The 18,792-nt window shown below is 55.5% G+C and carries 17 protein-coding genes; 2 read left to right on the top strand and 15 right to left on the bottom strand.

Annotated elements, in window-relative coordinates; translation table 11 throughout:
- Positions 1–81: 81 nt before the first annotated feature.
- The 11 genes from PDUR_RS01635 to PDUR_RS01585 all read right to left on the bottom strand — a co-directional run bounded on the left by PDUR_RS01635 (position 82) and on the right by PDUR_RS01585 (position 12,473).
- On the bottom strand, positions 82–804 hold the full coding sequence (locus tag PDUR_RS01635) for an amino acid ABC transporter ATP-binding protein (protein WP_042208958.1): 723 nt from the start codon (positions 802–804) through the stop codon (positions 82–84).
- Positions 805–819: 15 nt separating this feature from the next.
- Entirely contained in the window at positions 820–1,467 is a 648-nt protein-coding gene (locus tag PDUR_RS01630) for an amino acid ABC transporter permease (protein ID WP_042204800.1), read from the bottom strand.
- 127 nt (positions 1,468–1,594) lie between these two features.
- On the bottom strand, positions 1,595–2,479 hold the full coding sequence (locus tag PDUR_RS01625; RefSeq protein ID WP_042204798.1) for a basic amino acid ABC transporter substrate-binding protein: 885 nt from the start codon (positions 2,477–2,479) through the stop codon (positions 1,595–1,597).
- Between the two features lie 202 nt (positions 2,480–2,681).
- A complete protein-coding gene (gene aguB, locus PDUR_RS01620) occupies positions 2,682–3,557 on the bottom strand; it encodes an N-carbamoylputrescine amidase (protein ID WP_042204797.1) in 876 nt (291 codons plus the stop codon).
- 27 nt (positions 3,558–3,584) lie between these two features.
- Positions 3,585–4,619: an agmatine deiminase family protein gene (locus PDUR_RS01615; RefSeq protein ID WP_042208957.1), complete on the bottom strand. Its 1,035-nt coding sequence runs from the start codon at positions 4,617–4,619 to the stop codon at positions 3,585–3,587.
- A gap of 211 nt (positions 4,620–4,830) precedes the next feature.
- Positions 4,831–5,376, bottom strand: a complete 546-nt coding sequence (yfcE, locus tag PDUR_RS01610) for a phosphodiesterase (protein WP_042204795.1) — start codon at positions 5,374–5,376, stop codon at positions 4,831–4,833.
- A gap of 196 nt (positions 5,377–5,572) precedes the next feature.
- Complete coding sequence (locus PDUR_RS01605; RefSeq protein WP_042204794.1) at positions 5,573–7,057, bottom strand: glutamate synthase subunit beta; 1,485 nt, start codon at positions 7,055–7,057, stop codon at positions 5,573–5,575.
- Between the two features lie 390 nt (positions 7,058–7,447).
- Entirely contained in the window at positions 7,448–9,403 is a 1,956-nt protein-coding gene (gene pulA, locus PDUR_RS01600) for a type I pullulanase (RefSeq protein WP_042208956.1), read from the bottom strand.
- A gap of 217 nt (positions 9,404–9,620) precedes the next feature.
- Entirely contained in the window at positions 9,621–10,235 is a 615-nt protein-coding gene (locus PDUR_RS01595) for a C39 family peptidase (protein WP_042204793.1), read from the bottom strand.
- A gap of 358 nt (positions 10,236–10,593) precedes the next feature.
- Complete coding sequence (locus PDUR_RS01590; RefSeq protein WP_156130235.1) at positions 10,594–11,514, bottom strand: glycosyltransferase family 2 protein; 921 nt, start codon at positions 11,512–11,514, stop codon at positions 10,594–10,596.
- Positions 11,515–11,702: 188 nt separating this feature from the next.
- Positions 11,703–12,473: a YheC/YheD family protein gene (locus tag PDUR_RS01585; protein WP_042204791.1), complete on the bottom strand. Its 771-nt coding sequence runs from the start codon at positions 12,471–12,473 to the stop codon at positions 11,703–11,705.
- 190 nt (positions 12,474–12,663) lie between these two features.
- On the opposite strand from PDUR_RS01585, the gene PDUR_RS01580 reads away from it, so the two are divergent.
- Both PDUR_RS01580 and PDUR_RS01575 read left to right on the top strand, forming a co-directional pair.
- The gene (locus PDUR_RS01580) at positions 12,664–13,770 is read left to right on the top strand and encodes a glycosyltransferase family 4 protein (RefSeq protein WP_042204789.1); all 1,107 of its coding nucleotides are present in this window, start codon (positions 12,664–12,666) and stop codon (positions 13,768–13,770) included.
- A 152-nt stretch (positions 13,771–13,922) separates the two neighbouring features.
- Positions 13,923–14,249 carry a P-II family nitrogen regulator gene (locus PDUR_RS01575; RefSeq protein WP_042204788.1) on the top strand — a complete coding sequence of 109 codons (327 nt, stop codon included), beginning with the start codon at positions 13,923–13,925 and terminating at the stop codon, positions 14,247–14,249.
- A gap of 185 nt (positions 14,250–14,434) precedes the next feature.
- On the opposite strand, the gene PDUR_RS01570 is transcribed toward PDUR_RS01575, so the two are convergent.
- The 4 genes from PDUR_RS01570 to PDUR_RS01555 all read right to left on the bottom strand — a co-directional run bounded on the left by PDUR_RS01570 (position 14,435) and on the right by PDUR_RS01555 (position 18,792).
- Positions 14,435–15,685 (bottom strand): DUF445 domain-containing protein, encoded by a 1,251-nt coding sequence (locus PDUR_RS01570; RefSeq protein WP_042204787.1) that lies wholly within the window; start codon positions 15,683–15,685, stop codon positions 14,435–14,437.
- A gap of 334 nt (positions 15,686–16,019) precedes the next feature.
- On the bottom strand, positions 16,020–16,568 hold the full coding sequence (hxlB, locus tag PDUR_RS01565; RefSeq protein WP_042204786.1) for a 6-phospho-3-hexuloisomerase: 549 nt from the start codon (positions 16,566–16,568) through the stop codon (positions 16,020–16,022).
- A 92-nt stretch (positions 16,569–16,660) separates the two neighbouring features.
- On the bottom strand, positions 16,661–17,494 hold the full coding sequence (locus PDUR_RS29590) for an orotidine 5'-phosphate decarboxylase / HUMPS family protein (protein WP_042204785.1): 834 nt from the start codon (positions 17,492–17,494) through the stop codon (positions 16,661–16,663).
- The gene (locus tag PDUR_RS01555) at positions 17,491–18,792 is read right to left on the bottom strand and encodes an MFS transporter (protein WP_042204784.1); all 1,302 of its coding nucleotides are present in this window, start codon (positions 18,790–18,792) and stop codon (positions 17,491–17,493) included. The genes PDUR_RS29590 and PDUR_RS01555 overlap by 4 nt, the downstream gene beginning before the upstream one ends.

Genomic DNA, 18,792 nt, shown 5'->3' with positions numbered 1-18,792 from the left:
GAATATGTTTCAATATGGCATATAGCAGCAATGCTGCCGGTCCCTCCCGCGCAGAAAAAAGCAGCGGAAAATCCCCGCCGCCTACAGTACCTTCGACAAAAATCCCCGGGTCCGCACATGCTGCGGATTTCCGAACAGCACCTCAGGCGGCCCTTCTTCCACAATGGCGCCCTGCTCCATGAACAGCACCCGGTCGCCCACCTCGCGCGCAAAGCCCATCTCATGCGTGACGACGACCATCGTCATCCCTTCGCGGGCGAGATCCTTCATGACGGCCAGCACCTCGCCGACCATCTCCGGATCGAGCGCCGATGTTGGCTCGTCGAACAGTATAATTTTCGGCTCCATGGCCAGCGCCCTGGCAATAGCTACACGCTGGGCCTGTCCTCCGGACAGGGAAGGGGGATATACCTCGGCCTTCTCGGCGAGCCCGACCTTCTTCAGCAGCTCCAGCGCCTTCTGACGGGCCTTATCCTCCGGCCATTTGCGAACCTGAATCGGTGCCAGCATAATATTCTCAATCACCTTTTTGTGCGGAAACAGATTGAACTGCTGGAACACCATCCCAACCTCGGTCCGGACCTCGTTGATCCGCGTCTTCTTGTCCATCAGATTGACGCCCTCGATAACGATCTCGCCACCCTGCGGCTGCTCCAGCAGGTTCAGACAGCGGAGAAAGGTCGATTTGCCCGATCCTGAAGGCCCGATTACGACGACAACCTCCCGGCTGTTAATGTCGATGCTGATATCGCCCAGCACCGTATGGTTCCCAAACGACTTGCGAAGATGTCTGACTGAAATAATCGGCTCCATAGCTTCTTACATCCTCCGTTCGATATAGCCGAGCAACTTGTTCAGCGAATAGGTGAGAATAAAATAAATAACCGCCGCCGTCAAATACGGTTCCCAAATCCGCATATACTGGCCTTTCATCGTATTTCCCCAGTACATGATTTCCGGCGCAGCGACGAGCGCCAGCAGTGAAGAATCCTTGACCAGCACGATGAACTCATTGCCGAAAGCCGGCACCATTCGCTTGATGGCCTGTGGCAGCACCACGAACCGCATCGACTGCAGCCTGGTCATGCCCAGCGACAATGCCGCCTCCGACTGACCGGAATCGACCGACTGAATGCCTGCCCGGAAGATTTCCCCCGCATAGGCCGCCGAATTGAGCGACAGCGCGACAACACCGGAAATCAGCGCGTTCGTGCTTCCATAAAAGAAAGGCACAACCCCGAAATGTACGATCAGAATCTGCACGTACAGCGGAGTACCCCGAAAGATATTAACATAGGTGTCAAAAGGCCAACGCCAAAGCGGGCTCTTCAGCATTCTGCCGAATCCGATACCCAGCCCGAGAAGGGACCCGAGTATAATGGAAGCGATTGAAAAACCGATCGTATACAAGGTTCCCCGTAAAAATAATGGCATGTACCCCCAAATGATGTCGAAATTGAAATCCATCTTTCTCTTCCCCTTCTCTTCTTTTCGCGGGTAGACGGCATGCCGCCGTTCCCCATGGCTTCTCTGTCAAAAAAACAAGCACGCGCAATAGTGTTCATTACGCATGCTTGTTGTCGCCTTGCACCGCTTACTTCGCATTCTTCAAATTAGTCAGATCGGGAGCTTCTCCGAACCATTTCTTGTAGATTTCCTCGTACTTGCCGTTCTCAATTACCTTTTGGATCGCAGGGTCCAGCTTCGCTTTCAGCTCGCTGCCCTTCGGATACAGAATCCCGTAAAACTCGGAGCCGAAATTCGGCGTATCCGTAATGCCGACCAGCTTCATTTTCGGGTTGTTCTTAATATACTCGCGAACGATCGCGATATCGGCCACAACCGCGTCCGCACCGCCATTGTCCAGTTCCATCATCGCTACAGCGTTGCTGTCAAAGCGCTTCAGCTTCGTGTTGCCCACACCCATAATCTTGCTCATCAGTTCATCGGCGGTAGTGGCGGTCTGTACGGCAACCTTCTTGTCTTTCAGGTCCAGCGCGCTCTTGATGTCGCTGCCTTCCTTGACCAAAATCATATTGGTCGATTCAAAGTAAGGAACAGAGAAATCATAGGTCTGTTTGCGATCATCGGTAATGGACACCGCAGACAGGCCTGCCTGATATTCCGTGCCCTGCTTCACACTCTGAAGCATCGTATCCCAGCCGGTGTTCACCACTTCGTACTTCATTCCCGCTTCTTCCATGACCGCAGCGATAAAGTCGATGTCGAAGCCCTTGATCGTATCCTTGTCCATGTATTCCATCGGCGCATAGGAAGCGTCGCTCGCGAACTTGACGACTGTTTCTGGGGCGCTTGTTTCTGGGGCGCTGCCGCCGGAGTTTGTGCTGCCTGCATTACTTGCGCTGCTTGCATTATTTGCGTTATCCGATCCGCAGCCCGCAATAGCCAATACCAGAATTGCAATTAAAGCTGACAAAATCCATTTATTTCGGGTCTTCGTCTCTTTTCTAGTCTCCACTCTCTCAATCCCCCTGAGAAATTATCTATAATACAAAGAGATTTTAACAGATTAAAGTGCGGATGACAATTATCATTTCCTCATGATGTTATGTTACATCACACATTATCGGAAGTTTGTAACAATTTGTGTTTTAAAAAGAGCACTGCCAAGAGTTTAACATCTTGGTCAGTGCCCACGGCATTAAATCTGTAATATTTTGTTAAAAAGTCAAATCTCCGTCATAGGAGGCGATCAGGCGATACAGCTCCGGACGGCGGTCGCGGAAGATGCCCCACTCGATCCGGAGGGTCTCCAGCGCGTCCAGATCGAACTCGCCGACCAGCACTGTCTCTTCATCCCGTCCGGCTTCGGCAATCTTGTTGCCCTGCGGACCGGCGATAAACGAGGACCCGTAGAAATTGATGCTCGATTCTTCGTCCTCTTCGCGGCCGATGCGATTGGAAGCTACAACGGGAATCAGATTCGCTGCAGCATGGCCGAGCATGCACATCTGCCAGTGATCCTTCGAATCAATGGAGCTGTCCTGCGGCTCCGAGCCGATGGCCGTCGGATAGAACAGAAGCTCCGCTCCCATCAGCGTCATGACGCGCGCCGCTTCCGGATACCATTGATCCCAGCATACGCCTACCCCGATTTTGGCGTAACGGGTGTTCCATACTTTAAAACCGGTGTCCCCGGGATTGAAATAGAACTTCTCCTCATAACCGGGGCCGTCCGGAATATGGCTCTTGCGGTATTTGCCAAGGATGCTTCCATCGGCGTCGATGACAGCCAGCGAATTGTAGCGCGCATAGTTCTTCTTCTCATAGAAGCTGATCGGCAGCACGACCTTCAGCTCTTTTGCCACCTCTTTAAAATGGTTCACGGCTTTATTCTGTTCCAGTTCCGTCGCGTACTCATAGTAATCCGACTTTTCCTTCTGGCAGAAATAGGGCGTCTCGAACAGCTCCTGCAGCAGAATAATCTGCGCTCCCTGCGCCGCCGCCTCCCGAACCAGCTTGTCGGCCTTGGCAATATTCTCATCAATGCTGCCGGAGCAGCTCATCTGCGTTGCGGCTACTTTTACGTTTCTCAAGCTTGTTCCTCCTTGCTATGACTGAAATCAAAATGTATGAACTTCCGGGGCCGGCATTTGCTGCGTTGTGCAGTGTACGTTGCCGCCCTCACGGATGACCGCCATTCCATTCACCGTGCGGATTCGCCGGTCCGGGAACAGACGCTTTAGCGTCTCCTCCGCGAGCGCATCGCTCTCGGGCGCGCCGAATACAGGCAGGATAATCCCGCCGTTGACGAAATAGAAATTCAGGTAGCTGAGCGTCAACCGATTTCCCTCATGGTCGGCGCGCGGCGGCTGCTGGATTTTGACGATCTCCAGCTTCCTGCCCTTGGCGTCCGCCATATTCTCCAGAATGTGCAGATTCTCGGCCGTGATCTCATAATTCTCATCCTGCGGGTCCTCGCACACCTGAATGATAACCTTGCCCGGAGCGGCAAAGCAGGCGATATTATCGACATGTCCGTCGGTCTCGTCGCCGCTCAGGCCGCGCTTCAGCCAGATAATCTTGTCCGCGCCGGTGTACTGGCGAAGAACCTCCTCAATATCACCCCGTCCAAGTCCGGGATTGCGGTTCGGATTCAGCAGACATTCCTCGGTCGTAATCATCGTGCCTTCGCCGTCGGTATGAAAGGAACCTCCTTCCATCACAATCGGCGCGTCGAACCGGGCAACCTTCACTGTCTCGATAATTTGCGGAGCAACCTTGTCGTCGAGATCCCATGGCGAGTATTTGCCGCCCCAGGCGTTGAACTTCCAGTTGATACCGGCAAGCTGCCCGCCAGTGTTCATGACAAAGGTCGGCCCGTTATCCCGCAGCCAGGCGTCGCTGTGTTCAATCGGCAAGAAGGTAATTCCGGGCCCGCTTACCAGGCGCATAACCTCCTCCTGCTCGTCCGGACCCACAACGACCGTCACCGGCTCGAATTCGGCGATGGCCCGGATAATATCGGCATAGCCTTGGCATACGGATTCATGGTCGTCCGGAAAGCACATGGACGCCTGCACCGGCCAGGATATAAACGTCCGTTCATGCTTCGCCCATTCGGGCGGCATGCTATAATTCAAAGCTTTAGGATTCATCATTTTAGCTCACTTTACATTAGTCTCCGGAATACACTTTTCCCGGCATTCCTTACCCATCATACAATATTATCAACCCGGGCTCAATTCCGTCTGGAAGGCTGAAATCCGGCATTTTCCAGCAGACGGATGACCGGCCAAGCGAAAAAACTGGACGCACGCGCCCGGTCTTCATTTATGCCCGCAGCGGCGGGCGTATTCTTTTTACGAATCAGGAAATCCGGATCGACTTCACCGTCTCCCCCGCAAAGCTCTTTACCGTAAACTCCCCGCCCTCCAGTACGCCATAGGAATTGGGATTGTTTTCTTTGGGGAGCGAGATGGAGCCGGGGTTAAGCACGTAAATGCCTTCCTTGACGCCGGCCACCGGAACATGGGTATGTCCCTGAATGAAGATATCCCCTTCGCTGAGCTCCGGCAGATTCTCAATGCTGAAGCCATGTCCATGCGTGACGTAAATGCGTCTGCCTTCGTACAGAATTTGCGTATAGTCTCCCATCATCGGAAAATCGAGCAGCATCTGATCCACCTCGGAGTCGCAGTTGCCCCGCACGGCTGTAATATGCCGCTTGATCGCATTGAGCTCCTGCGCCACTCCCTTAGGATCGTAACCATCCGGCAGCGGATTGCGGGGACCGTGGTACATGAAATCCCCCAGAATGACTAGGCCGTCCGCCTTCTCCTCGGCGTATTTCTCCAGCGCTTTCTTTAACCAGTGCAACGAACCGTGAATATCGGAAATAAACATCAGCTTCATGCATTTCCCGCCCTTTCCTGTTTTGGATATGTACTATTATCACGCAAAAAGCCCCACAAAGTGAGGCCTTTCATTGATGTTGGTCAGATATTGTGCCCGGACCTCGAAAATAAATCAGGTAAAGGGGGCCGGCTCCTTAGCCGACGCCCCGCTGTTTCTATCGCGCTTGCTTCGTGTCTTTCGACCCGCTTAGGCGTTAAGGCAGATTCGAGGAGCCCATCAGATAACGGTCCACTTCCCGTGCAGCCTGACGACCTTCGCTGATCGCCCACACGATAAGGCTCTGTCCGCGGCGCATGTCGCCGGCGGCAAAGACGCCCTCCACATTGGTCGTATGCACTCCGTATTCCGCCTTGATGTTGGAACGTTCGTCGCGCTCCAGACCAAGCTGGCTTGGCAGCGTCTCCTCCGGTCCGGTAAAGCCCAGCGCCAGCAGCACGAGCTGCGCCGGAATGACTTCTTCACTGCCCGGAACTTCTTTTGGCACCATACGGCCATCTTCGTTGCGCACCCATTCGATACGTACTGTGTGCAGTTCCTTCACATGTCCGTTCTCATCCCCGGCGAACCGCTTCGTCGATACAAGATAGCGGCGCGGATCTTCCTGATACAAAGCCTTCGCTTCTACCTGTCCGTAGTCCACCTTAAGCACCTTCGGAAATTCTGGCCAAGGATTGCTTGGCTCACGGGTGAGCGGCGCTTGCGGCATGATCTCCAGTTGGATGACGCTCTTGCAGCCATGACGGATGGAGGTCGCCACGCAGTCGGTGCCGGTATCGCCGCCGCCGATAACGACAACATCTTTGCCGGCTGCGGACAGGTACTCCCCGTTCTGAAGCTCCGAATCAAGCAGGCTCTTCGTATTCAGGGTCAGGAATTCCATCGCCTGGTAAATGCCGGACAGCTCTCTTCCTTCGATTGGAAGATCACGAGTCTTCGTCGAACCCGCGCAGAGCACAACCGCATCATACTGGGCCTTCAGCTCCTCGGCCGAAATATCCTTGCCGATTTCCGTTCCGGTTATAAAGTTAACCCCTTCGGCCTCAAGCAGATCAGCCCGGCGCTGCACCTTCTTCTTGTCGAGCTTCATATTCGGAATGCCATAGGTCAGCAGGCCGCCGACCCGGTCAGCCCGTTCATAGACGGTGACCGTGTGGCCCGCTTTGTTAAGCTGCGCCGCGCAGGCTAGACCCGCCGGCCCGGAGCCGACGACGGCCACGCTTTTGCCGGTGCGCGCAAGCGGGGGCTCCGGCTTGATCCAGCCTTCTTCGAAGCCTTTATCCACAATCGCTTTCTCGATCGAACGGATGGTCACGGGCTGACCGTTCATTCCCACCGTACACGCGCCTTCGCAAGGCGAAGGACATACCCGGCTTGTGAATTCAGGGAAGTTATTACTCTTCTGGAGACGTTTCAAGGCTACTTCCCAGTTCCCTTTATATACCATATCATTCCATTCTGGAATCAGATTATGCAGCGGACAGCCGGAAGCCATTCCCGACAGCAGCCGGCCCACATGGCAAAAAGGCGTCCCACAGTCCATACATCGCGCGGCCTGATCCCGCAGCTGCTCCTCCTCCAACGGTATCGAAAACTCATTCCAATTCTTAATTCGCTCCAGTGCTTCGCATTCCGAAGGCGTTACACGCTGATATTCCATAAATCCCGTAGATTTGCCCATCCCTGTCATCCTCCGTGTCTTCTTGGATTTCCGGCGGACCGCCGGCAATGTATTCTAGATGCCGCTTACACTAAGGACTTCAGTCCCTTCCAAGCGCCAGCTCGTATGACGCTGTAAAGCAGCAAAGCAGCAGGCCGCATCCGGGCGATTGACGCCGGCTGTACGGTTGTCCGCCACATTTAAAATTAGAAGTAATAAGTGACTACATAGTACCATCCGCTTTCCGTATCCGAACGTGAGCAATGTCACCTTTTGTTGAAATCGAGAACATCATTTTGCCATTATCACAGAAATTTCAAATTTAAATCAATTCGTCTTTAATCGTGGAGGCGCAGCCGGAAGACTCTTCACAAAAAAAAGACCCCAAAGGGTCTATAGATCCAAAAACAATCACTGCACCGCCAGCACCGTCATTCCGATGCCCCGGATAATGGCCTGTTCTTTGGTCAGACGGGTGATTTGTTCTCCGCCGAGCAGCGGCTGCCATTCTCCCAGCTTCGGAAGCGCCAGCGACATCTCTTCTTTATTCACTTTATAAACGACGTACAAGTGACTCGCCGAATCTCCTCCGGCGTGATTCCGCAGCGTAAAGGCTACCGCTCCGCCAGGGGCCCGCTCAAAGAAAAGCCCCCGGCGAATCTCCTCCGCGCTCCGCAACCGGAACGCCGGATGCTCCTTGCGAAGCGCAATCAATTTCTTCATATATTCAACATCATCCTGATGGGCGGCGCACCGCTGCCAATCGAGCCAATTGATTTCTTCCGGACCGTTATAACTGTTCTCAATGCCGTTCTTCGTCCGCATGAACTCCTGGCCGGCATGCAGAAACGGAATACCCTGGCTCGTCAGCACCATTGCAGAAGCAAGCCGGTGCATAGCCCGGCGTTCCTCATCCGTCGCCCCTTCCGTAGACAACAGCAGTTTATCCCACAGCGAATGATTGTCATGGCATTCCACAAAGTTAACCGATTGCTGCGGCTCCTGGGCGAACTGCCAGATCCCCGGCCCGTAAGTAATGCCTCCGGCGATTCCGGCCATGACCCCGTTCTCAGTTCCGGCTCCTCCGCTGATGAAGCCTTTGCGGTTATGCAGAAAAATGCTTCCCTTAACCGCGTCACGGAACCCGTCGTTAAACTGCCCGAACCTTTGCAATAAGGCGCTGTTCTGCTGGTTCGCCCGCTGCGAAGGCGCAAGCTCCGTGTCCATCACCCAGCCCTCCCCGATCGTAAGGATGGAAGGGTCCAGCTCGTCGAGCCGCCGGCGGATCTCCGTCATGGTTCCGATGTCCATGAGGCCCATCAGATCGAAGCGGAAGCCGTCGATATGGTACTCCCCAGCCCAATACAGCACAGAATCGGCAATATAGCGGGACATCATCTTGCGCTCGGTGGCGCAATCATTGCCGCAGCCCGATCCGTTCGACAGCGTACCGTCCGCTTTGTAACGCAAGTAGTAGCCCGGAACAAGCTTGGTGAGACTCATACGGAAGCTGTCATAAACATGGTTATATACAACGTCCATGATAACCCGCAGGCCGCGGTCATGCAGCGTCTGAATCAGATACTTAAGCTCTTGTATCCGTACCCCCGGAACGTAAGGATCGGTCGCATAGGAGCCTTCGGGGACATTATAGTTCTTCGGGTCGTAGCCCCAATTATAGTGCGGCTGATCGAGCTTCGTTTCATCCACGCTTTCGGTCGCGTAATCCGCAATCGGCTGCAGCTGCACATGGGTAACGCCAAGATCCGCGATATAGTCCAGCCCGGTAAGAATCCCCTCCGGTCCCCGCGTGCCGCTCTCCGAAAGGCCGGCAAACTTCCCTTTCTGACGGATGCCACCGGCCGGATGGATCGACAAGTCCCGCAGGTGCAGCTCATAGATGACGGCATCCACGGGATCGCCAAAAGGCGGTTTGTCTTCGGTCCAGCGCAGCGGGTCCGTCTTCCTCAGATCGAGAATGGCCCCACGGTCGCCATTCACGCCGACGGCTCTGGCGTAGGGATCGACCGCCTCGTTCCACCGGTCTTCGAACCATACGCGATACGTATAGAATTTGCCTTCCAAATCGCCCTTTACCGTCAATATCCAGGTTCCCCCGATATCGCGGGTCATTGGCAGAACGGCTGAAGCATCTCCCTGCCAGGAATCGTACAGTACCAGCTCCGCCTGCTGGGAGGTCGGCGCCCATAGCCGGAACGCAGAGCGCTCCGGCATGTAGCTCACGCCCAAATCGTCGCCCTCGTAACCGGGCAAATCGTCAAAGCCGCCAACATGGACGGGGACTCCCCCTACGACCGCAGGATCGCCGTAATCAATCGGCTCACCTTTTCCCCCTTGTACCGACAAATCGATCATGGCTCCTTTATTCTCTCACTCTTGGCGATCTGCCAAGATCGCGCGCAGAGCAAACGTTTGATTTGTTATTATAACGGATGCGGTCTCTGAAAGGACGGGCACGCCGTTTTTTGTTGTATTCCCCGGGATTATACAATGCGCCCAATCTGGTGTCAAACTGCTAGATTTCCGTTTTTTGTAAGCAAATTACCCGATTTTCTGTAAAATACTACAAATTCACCGACATCATCGTTATTACCTCGCGATTGCCAGCATATTCAATTCGGCGCTCCCGGCTTGCAGCAAACGCTCCGTTCGCCCGTTTCGATCCGTTATCCTGGATAATCAGCCAGAGACCGGACTCCGTCATCTCATAGCCCGTTCCCACCGTCCAGTGATAGTTGTACGCGTAGTTCCCGAACCAGTGCAGGGAGAACCATTTGTCGAACTTCACCGCCACCGGCCGGCCCGCGTCGATTTCCGCCTTGTACAAGGCGAAATCATTGAAGCTCCACAGCCGAATCGCGGGTTCGTTTCCGAGAGATGCCCTGAGATACGCCTTAATCCCCTTGGCGAAACCGCGCGCGCTCATCCCCCACGGCCTTCCGCCGTATCTCCCGTACAAATGATTGATATGCTCCGCCTTAGAGCGGAAACGCTCCTTGCCGATAAGGTCCGGCCTCCCCAGCTTCTTGCCCCAATACTCCGTAATCGCGGCCATCGTGGCGGGCCCGCAGGCGGACGAAGCAGACCGGACGCCCGGCGCCCACTGGGTGTAAGGCTCCAGATTAAGCTTTTTTCCGGTAACGGTACTCGTCATAAAGCAACAGCGTTCTGCCGCCAAAGCCGGACCCTCCTAGTGTTCGGGCAAAGAGGAGGCTCGTTGATGAAATCCCGCAGTCCACCCTCGCGGTCTTCTCTGCTAATGTATGCCGGTACCGCCAAGCAGTTCATTCCATTAAGGCCCCTTTCTGAGTAGCGTAAAGCCGATGATATACGAAGAACTCTGCCATACCAGTATACGATAACAGAGAAGCTAACACACGAGGGGACTCAAAGGCTATTATTCAAAACGAAAAGCACCCGCCAAGGCTTCTTTCGCCCATGGTTCGGGTGCTCTGTATACTTTGTAAAAAGCGGATATAAGTCCGGTTTCGGGGTATCGACTCCGGTGCAGAAGCCGTAAATCAGACACCAGAGGATTAGCTTCGGGTCTGCGCCCCTCTGAGCTCCCGTATGCCTCTGAGATAGCCGCTGCTTGCCTCCTTCCGGCGCCGGAGGGCCGTTTCCGCGTATAAAAATCCGGCTGTCCACAGCAGCATGGCATAGCGGAAAGGCGTTATGCCGGTTCTGAGCTTCAGCAGCTCATAGTGGTTGATAACTTTGGTATAGGCGACCTGTTCCTCCTTGTCTCTGGAAGCCGGCGACCCGTGGTGCACCAGCTTGAGCTCCGGATTTATAATCATCGGCCCGTGCAGCCCTGCCAGATAGGACAGATACAGGTCTTCGCCAAGGCTGTAGCCGTTCAGCCATTCAACCACTTTTACATCCCGCAGCGCCGACTTGCGGAAGCACATATTGCATCCGTGCAGGAATTCGGTCCGGAAGACCCGTTTCTGCCGGTTCCACAAATTCATGGCGGAAGCAAATCCGCTGTAAGACAGCTTCCCGGGGTCGAAACGGCTTCGGCCGCTTATCAGCATGAGCAGTCTGCCCTTCAGGGAGCAGGAGAAGCTCTGGTCTACTCCGCCAACGCCGACGGCATCAGGATAGCGTTCAAATGTCCGCAGAAGTACGGCCAGATAATCCGCTTCCAGCTCTACATCGTCATCCAGGAACAGAAGGGTCTCATATTTAGAGGCATGGGTCGCATAAATCCGTGATTTAAGCAGGCCCGCTTCCTCCCGATTCTTCCGGTGGTAGCCCAGTTCCATACCGGGAGGCAGTTCCCTCCTGACCTCATCCAACCAGGATTCCTGCGTATCGCCGTCGTCAATGATCAGAATTTCAATCACCGCGCCTGCAATATCCCTCTGGCTAAATATCGACTTCAGGCATTTCCTTAAATCCTCATGTCTGTTCCGGGTGCAAATGGCTATCGACAACGTCATCGATCCGTTCAAACTCCCACCCCTTTTTCCAAAAATGAATAATAGACGAACTGTTCTACAGACTGCGTTGTTACTGCTCCTGACGAAATTCGATCTTTTCCACAGTTTTTTTGTATTTACCCTTTATTTTGCAGGATGAAACGCAATATGCAAGTTTTTCTTAGATTTAATTCATTTTCAGAAAGAAAAGAGTGCAGGTTCTAACGCTTGGGACGGGTTGTCTGCTGCGCCCGGCGGTAGGCCATAACCTTGCGGTACATGGTTTTATCCGAAAGCTGATTAAAAATGTACGGATCGGGATTGGTGTTGACTTCAATGATCCATGGAGTCAGGGAACGGTCGAGGCCGACATCGACCCCAAGCTGCTTGAACCCCGGGTATTTTTTCTTGTAAAATTGCCCGACATCTTTGCCGAGCTTCCGCAGACGCTTCATCGTCTCAGCCCGAAGCGCATCGCTCGTATGCGGGGCGAGCAGCTTCTCCACCGCCGTCGGCTTGCCGCCGGCATGGTAGTTCGTAACGATCTTTCCCACCCCGGCCACTCTGCCGATCAGCCCCGTCGTTTCCCAGATTCCGCTGGGACTGCGCTGAACCATGACGCGGATATCGAAGCGCTTGCCACCCGCTTTCAGCAGGTCGATTCCTTTTTGAATCAGGTACTTGCGGCTGCCCGTCTTCCCTTTAAGTGAGGTATAGAATGCCTCAAAGGTGCCGAAGGTTCTCTGCTTGGTCCCGCTCTGATACCAGTACGCGGCCCCCTTTTCACCCGATCGGCGCTCGGCCCGAATGACTCCGTTTCCGTAAGTGCCTACCTCCGGCTTGATATACACCATTCCGTATTTGTCCAACATTCTCTTGGCATTCTCGCGGGTCAGTCTTGCCGTCTCCGGAATCAACGGCGATATTTCCGGACTGCGGAGCAGCACCTTCGTCTTGATCCATTTGCTTGTCAGTGTCGATTTTGCTTTCATCCTTCCATTCCACACTCCCGTTCACTAGGTCCTGTCGAAGCATGATACTCATACAAGGTAAACTATGCTTCGGCGAAAGCTTTCGCATTGGATAGACGCCGCTCTCCAGTAAAGAAAGTGACTCCCCGAGAGACATGAGCATATAGTGCAAACAAGAAGAAAATCCGCTGCTTGGGAAAGGAGCCTAACGATGAAGATCTGTATGATAGCGCCGGGACGGTTTCCGCTTCCGGGCAGCGGTTCCGTGGAAATCTGTATCTGGGAGACGGCCAGACTGCTCGCCCGCCGCCACAGCACCACCGTAATCAGCCGGAGAATGCCGGGACTTCCCGGGCTTGAAGAGCGCGAAGGAGTCAGGCTGATCCGCCTGCCTGCGGATACTCCCGGCCTCTACCTTGCCGAAACGCTGGATGCCCTCCGGGAGGAACCGTATGAGCTTATTCAAGTTGACAACCGTCCGCATTTGGCGGCTGCCGTGAAGCGGGCCTTCCCTCACATTCCGGTCGTGTTATTCCTGCACTCCCTGACCTTTGTGCCCAGCGACCCGAAGGTCGCTCTGAGCCTTGGCCACGCGGATCTTATCGCCGTCAACAGCCAGTCGCTGCGCGGCAGGCTGGACCGCCGATTCACCTCTGCCCGCCTCCCGGTTGCAGTTGTGCCGCTGGGCGCCGACCTGTCCCGGTTCACACCGCTTCCAGACGATCAGCGGAAGCTGCTCCGCCGGGAATATGGGCTGCCCCGCCGCTTTACCGTTCTATTCGTCGGCCGGCTTATTCCCCGCAAAGGCGTGCCCATCCTGATGCGGGCGGCGGCTATGCTGAATAGGCGGCTGCCCGTGCATCTCGTAATCGCCGGCACGGGGAAGCCAGCCTATATGCGGAAGCTCAATCAGCTCGCCCGGCGTCTGCGCCTGTCCGTTTCTTTTATCGGCGGCGTTCCGCACGAGGAAATTCACCGGATGTACCAGATTGCCGACTGTCTGGTCTGCCCTTCGCAGCGGCATGAATCATTCGGCCTGGTCAATGTGGAAGCCATGGCCGCCGGACTGCCGGTCATCGCCTCCAATAACGGCGGTATCCGCGAAATCATATCATCCGGCCGCAACGGCTTCCTCGTGGAGCGCTACCGGGAGGCCGCTTCTTTTGCCCGAATGATGCTGCCGCTTGCCCGCAGCCCGAAGCGGGCCGCCGCCATCGGAATGCAAGGGCGGCGGGACGCGTTTCAGACTTTCGATTGGGCGAGAACGGCTGATCGGTTGGAGCTTCTATACTCTGGACTCTGTCAGCGCCGGAAATGAAATTAATTGTTATGCAATGACAATATTCACTTTTAGGCATTCTTATCCGATGTATAATAACGGTGTAAGCGTTGCCATGCCGAATTAATCATCTTAGCCCCCTAGTCGGCAACACCCTGCATATCTTTTGTCCGTGGAAAGGGTGGATTGTTATGTTGATGCTCGAAATTATCGTAAGACCGGAGAAGGCCGATGAAGTGATGGCGGAACTGCTGGCCGCAGGTTTTCCTTCCATCAGTAAAATGGATATATTGGGACGCGGTAAGCAAAAAGGAATTCAAGTCGGCACGAACCACTACAACCAGATTTCGAAAAAAATGCTGATGATGGTTATTCCTGAGGATGACAAGGAGGAAGTCATCGACATTGTGAAGCGGACGGCAAGAACCGGCGATCACGGCTCTTTCGGGGACGGCAAAATTTTCGTACTCCCCGTTCTGGAAGCGTATACAGTCAGTACCGGCAAAAAAGAATTGTAATTCACTGCGAGTCAGCGGCGGAACCCCCTCATGGCAGGAACCCCGAACCCCAAACCCTGCTACGACTGTACGGATGTGTCGGCTTTATTTTTCTTAAGAGAGATAGACTAAAAGAAAAAGGGCAAGGCCCCGGATGCTCACATGAGCTCCGGCAGCCTTGCCCTTTAAACATTAGCGCGTCCCGTTTAAGTTAACGGGATCCATTGGATTAGGGTAAGCGCCAGACCAACCACGAACCCGCACACCGCGCCGTTGACGCGGATCCATTGCAGGTCCTTCCCGACCTTCTGCTCCAGCATGGCGACCAGGCTGGCGTCGTCCATTTTGTCGAGGTTTTCCTTCACCAGCACGCCGATCCGGTAATGGTTCGCCTCCGCGAACGCGATTAGCGAGGAACGGATTTTGCCCTCCCATTCGAAGACCCATTCCTTCTCCCCGGCGATGCGGCGGGCGAGCAGGGCATACGCAGCGAACAGCCCCCGCCCCCCGCGGACGCGGTCTTCTTCCAGCAGAGCGAGTACCCTGCCGCGAATCTCCTCAAGCCGGGCCAGCAGAAAGGCTCCCGCCTCCTGGCCCTCAAGTTCGGCCGAAGCCCAGTCCGCCAGAGCTTTCATCCGCTCCTCGTCATTCACCAGCTGGAACAGGGCGACACGGATCTCCCGGATAATGTCCTCGCGGTAGACGTTGTCCTCATCCTGAATATCGCGGATAGCGGACCGCAGCATGTTCTGCAGCAGCTCGCCCAGCATCTCTTCATCGACGAAGCCGACAAAAGCCTGAAAAGCCACTCCTTTCAGTCCGCCCAGCTTCACCTCGGCAAGCTTGGAAGACGCGAGTTGGCCGAGCATAGCCTTCGTCTCCGGACGGCTGAGCCAGACCTCGGCCTGTTCGAGCCCGTAATCGAGGGCTTCCTTGTCCCTGCCGTCATGGAGCAGCCTCGTAAGGACCGTATCGGCGGTCTGCTTGAGGTCCGCGTTCCGGACATAACCCGCGAGCGCCGACTGAAGATACGGCAGCGCCTTTTCTCCTGGGATCTGGCTCACAAGGACACTCAGGCGAGCCAAAATTTCCACTCTCGTCTGCTTGCGGCTGAAGAACTTTGTGAGCATCGAAGACCCCAGCGAGATGAACTTGATTCCGCGCAGCTTGTTCTGGATGCTCTCCTTGTTCAGCAGTTCGTTCTCCATTGCCGAAATCAGGGACTCTACGATCTTATTCCGGTTCTTCAGCAGTAAGGAAGTATGCGGAATAGGAAGGCCGAGCGGATGGCGGAACAGCGCCGTAACCGCAAACCAGTCGGCTATGCCGCCGACCAGTCCGGCCTCAAAGCCGCCCCGGAGCAGCTTTACCGCCGTATTCTCAGGCAAAAACAGCGTCAGCAGAAAGCCGCACGCCATTGCCACAAGTGAAATTGCAGCCAAGTTTCTGGATTTCATATCAAATAATGCCTCCCACGTTCTATCGACAAGCTTAAATACTAAAAAATATTGTACCATGAATAATCCCCGTTTCGGAAATTCACACTCCCGGAAAAAATCCGGCTGAGCCAGAAAGCCTGCCGCCGGCTGGGCCAGACACCGGACAAGGGCTTATCTGGCGCAAGATCGGGCCTCTCTGAGCAGGGATTCTCCAGAGCGGCAATCGTGTTCGGGCTGCGGGAACGGTCACTTGCGGAGGGTCATTTTCTATATTCTTGAATCACAAAAAGCAGCCCCCCGCCGCATAGGCGCGAGGGACTGCTAAAATTCTATAGCGGCGGTAGAGCCGCCGCTATTCAACATTGCTGTGCAGCTTGTATGCCGCCAAATGATCGACGCCCCGCAGCTCTGCATAGCTCAGGCAGACGCTGTCCAGCACGAGATGGACGCACTGGTCGAACAGGGAGCCGAGCGGCTGGACGCTTCGGCGTTCACCCTCGCGGCGCTGCTTGGTCGCCGCCGGGATCATTAAGAGCCGGGAGGCGCATTTGCCAAGCGGTGAATCGCCGTCCGTCGTCAGGGCGATCATGAACGCGCCCAGTTCGCGGGCCTTCTGCGCCGTCCAGACGACGCCGTGCGTCGTTCCCGATCCGGATACGGCCACCAGGATGTCGCCTGGGGAGATGGACGGAGTAATCGTCTCGCCGATGACATACACGGTCGCGCCCAAATGCATCATCCGCATGGCGAATGATTTCGCCACAAGGCCCGACCTGCCCTCGCCCACAACAAAGATCCGCTGCCCTCCTGCCAGCAGCACAGCCGTTTCCGTCACATCCGCTTCATCCACACGTTCCAGCACTTCACTAGCTTCCGAGAGAATTTCCTTCAGCTTGCTCATCTTGGCGGTCACTCCTTATCTGCTTTTGAATAGGCTGAATCTGCTTCTTGTCCCGGATATGCTCCCTCTATTCATTTCGTGTGTTGTACTTTTCAGTTCGAACTGCTGCCCTTCTGGCTCTTTCCGCTATATTCCCGAATACGCTCCTTGAACTCGCGGGCCGCCTGCGCCGGATCGGGCGCCTTCGTAATCGCCGAGCCGACGATAATGACCTCCGGCTTCAGCGCCATCAGACCCGGCAGCGACTCCAGCGTAATGCCTCCGGCAGCGGCAATCCTAAGGCCTGCCACACCTTCGGCGCCCGGATCGCCGCCGTATGCGCCTTCACCGCTGCCCTCCCGAACCCCGGCAGACCCTTGCACTCCGGCTCGGTCGCCGCTTGGGCCTCCGGCAGCGCCATACGCTTCGGCCCGGCAGCCGCTTGGGCCTCCCGCAGCGCCATGCGCCCCGGGATCGCTTCCATGCCCGGCGTCCGCGCCGCCTGCCACTTCCAGCCTGCGGCCGCCGCCTTCCTGCTGGTCCTTGCTGACATGCAGGCAGTGGATCGCTCCGGGGTGCTGCGCCAATTCCCGCTGCTGCTCCGGCGAAGTATGAAGCAGGTCGATCATGACCTGCTTCTCCATCCGCCGCGCCGTCTCCACGCACAGCGCCACGGTAACCGGCGGTGCCGCGCCCATGACAGTCGCGACATCCGCCCCTGCGCTAAAGCACAACTCGAATTCGTACTTGGCGTTGTCGAAGGTCTTCATGTCCGCCACAATGACTTTATGCGGAAATTCACGCTTCAGCGCTTCTACGGACGCCATGCCGAATTCCTTGATCAGCGAGGTACCCACCTCGATCCAGTCGATATAGGGCTCCGTACGCCGGACCATAGCTGCCGCTTCCTCTATGCTCATCCGGTCGAGCGCCAATTGGATCTTCACCGCGTGGACACCTCCAGCTTCGGCTCAGGCCGCTGCTTAGACGCCTTGCGGGATTTGCCGACCGTCATCGTCAGAATCGCCGACAGCAGCAGCGAACCGGCCATGAAGATGTAGGAAGCGCCGAAGCCGCCGGTGGAGCCGTTCAGGTAGCCGACGATATACGAGCCGGCAAAAGAACCGAGCGCGCCCATGCTGTTAACGAGCGCGATCGCGCCGCCCGCCACGTTGCGGGGCAGAATTTCCGGCATGATGGCAAAGAACGGCCCATACGGAGTGTACATGGCGCCGCCCGCGATCACGAGCAGGATAAACGAAAGCCAGAAGTGATCCGCGCCCAGCAGATACGAAGCGTAGAAAGCGATGGCGCCGATCATCAGGAAAGGCCAGACGAATATTTTCCGGTTAAGCGTCTTGTCGGAGAAATAGGAAGCCGTCAGCATGCCGATAACCGCCAGCACGTAAGGAACGGACGACAGCCAGCCGGTTGTTACCATATTCATGTCGGGAGCCGACTTGATAATCGAAGGCAGCCACATGACGAATCCGTACACGCCGATGCTCCAGAAGAAATACTGCAGGCAGAGCTTGATGACGAGCGGGGACTTGAATGCTTCGCCGTAGTTTTTTACAGGCTTGAGCCCTTTTTGCTCTTCCTGAAGAGCGCCATCAAGCGCCTTCTTGTCTTCATCGTTCAGCCATTTCGCATCGGAAGGCTTATCGTTGACGAGCTTCCACCAGAAGAATGCCCAGATAACCGGCGGCAGTCCTTCAATAATGAACATCCATCTCCAGCCGACGGAGGATACGAGATAGCCGGATACAATGGACATCCACAGCACGGTTACGGGATTGCCGAGGATCAGGAACGTGTTGGCGCGGGAGCGCTCTTTTTTCGTAAACCAGTGGCTTAGGAAGACCAGCATCGCCGGCATAACCGCGCTCTCGACCACGCCGAGGCAGAACCGGATGACGATCAAAAAATGGACGTTATGGACTACGCCGGTGGCCGCCGCCAGAAAGCCCCATAGAATGAGGGACCAGAAGACGAGCTTCTTGGCGCTCTTGTTCTCGGCGTAATGCGCGCCAGGCACTTGAAAGAAGAAGTAGCCGAGGAAAAAGAGCGCGCCCAGCAGCGAAGACATCGAAGCCGTGATCTGCAAATCCTTCGCCATGCCGGCCGCCGCACCAAAGCTGTAGTTCGCCCGGTCGAGATAAGCCAGACTGTACGTAATGAATACGATGGGCATCAACCGCAGCCAGCGCGCGGCGACGAAGCCGCTGCTTTTCTTGTTATTCAT

Origin of the sequence: Paenibacillus durus (genome assembly GCF_000756615.1) — a bacterium.
Lineage (GTDB): Bacteria > Bacillota > Bacilli > Paenibacillales > Paenibacillaceae > Paenibacillus_AQ > Paenibacillus_AQ durus.
This window is presented reverse-complemented; position numbering and strand designations above follow the sequence as displayed.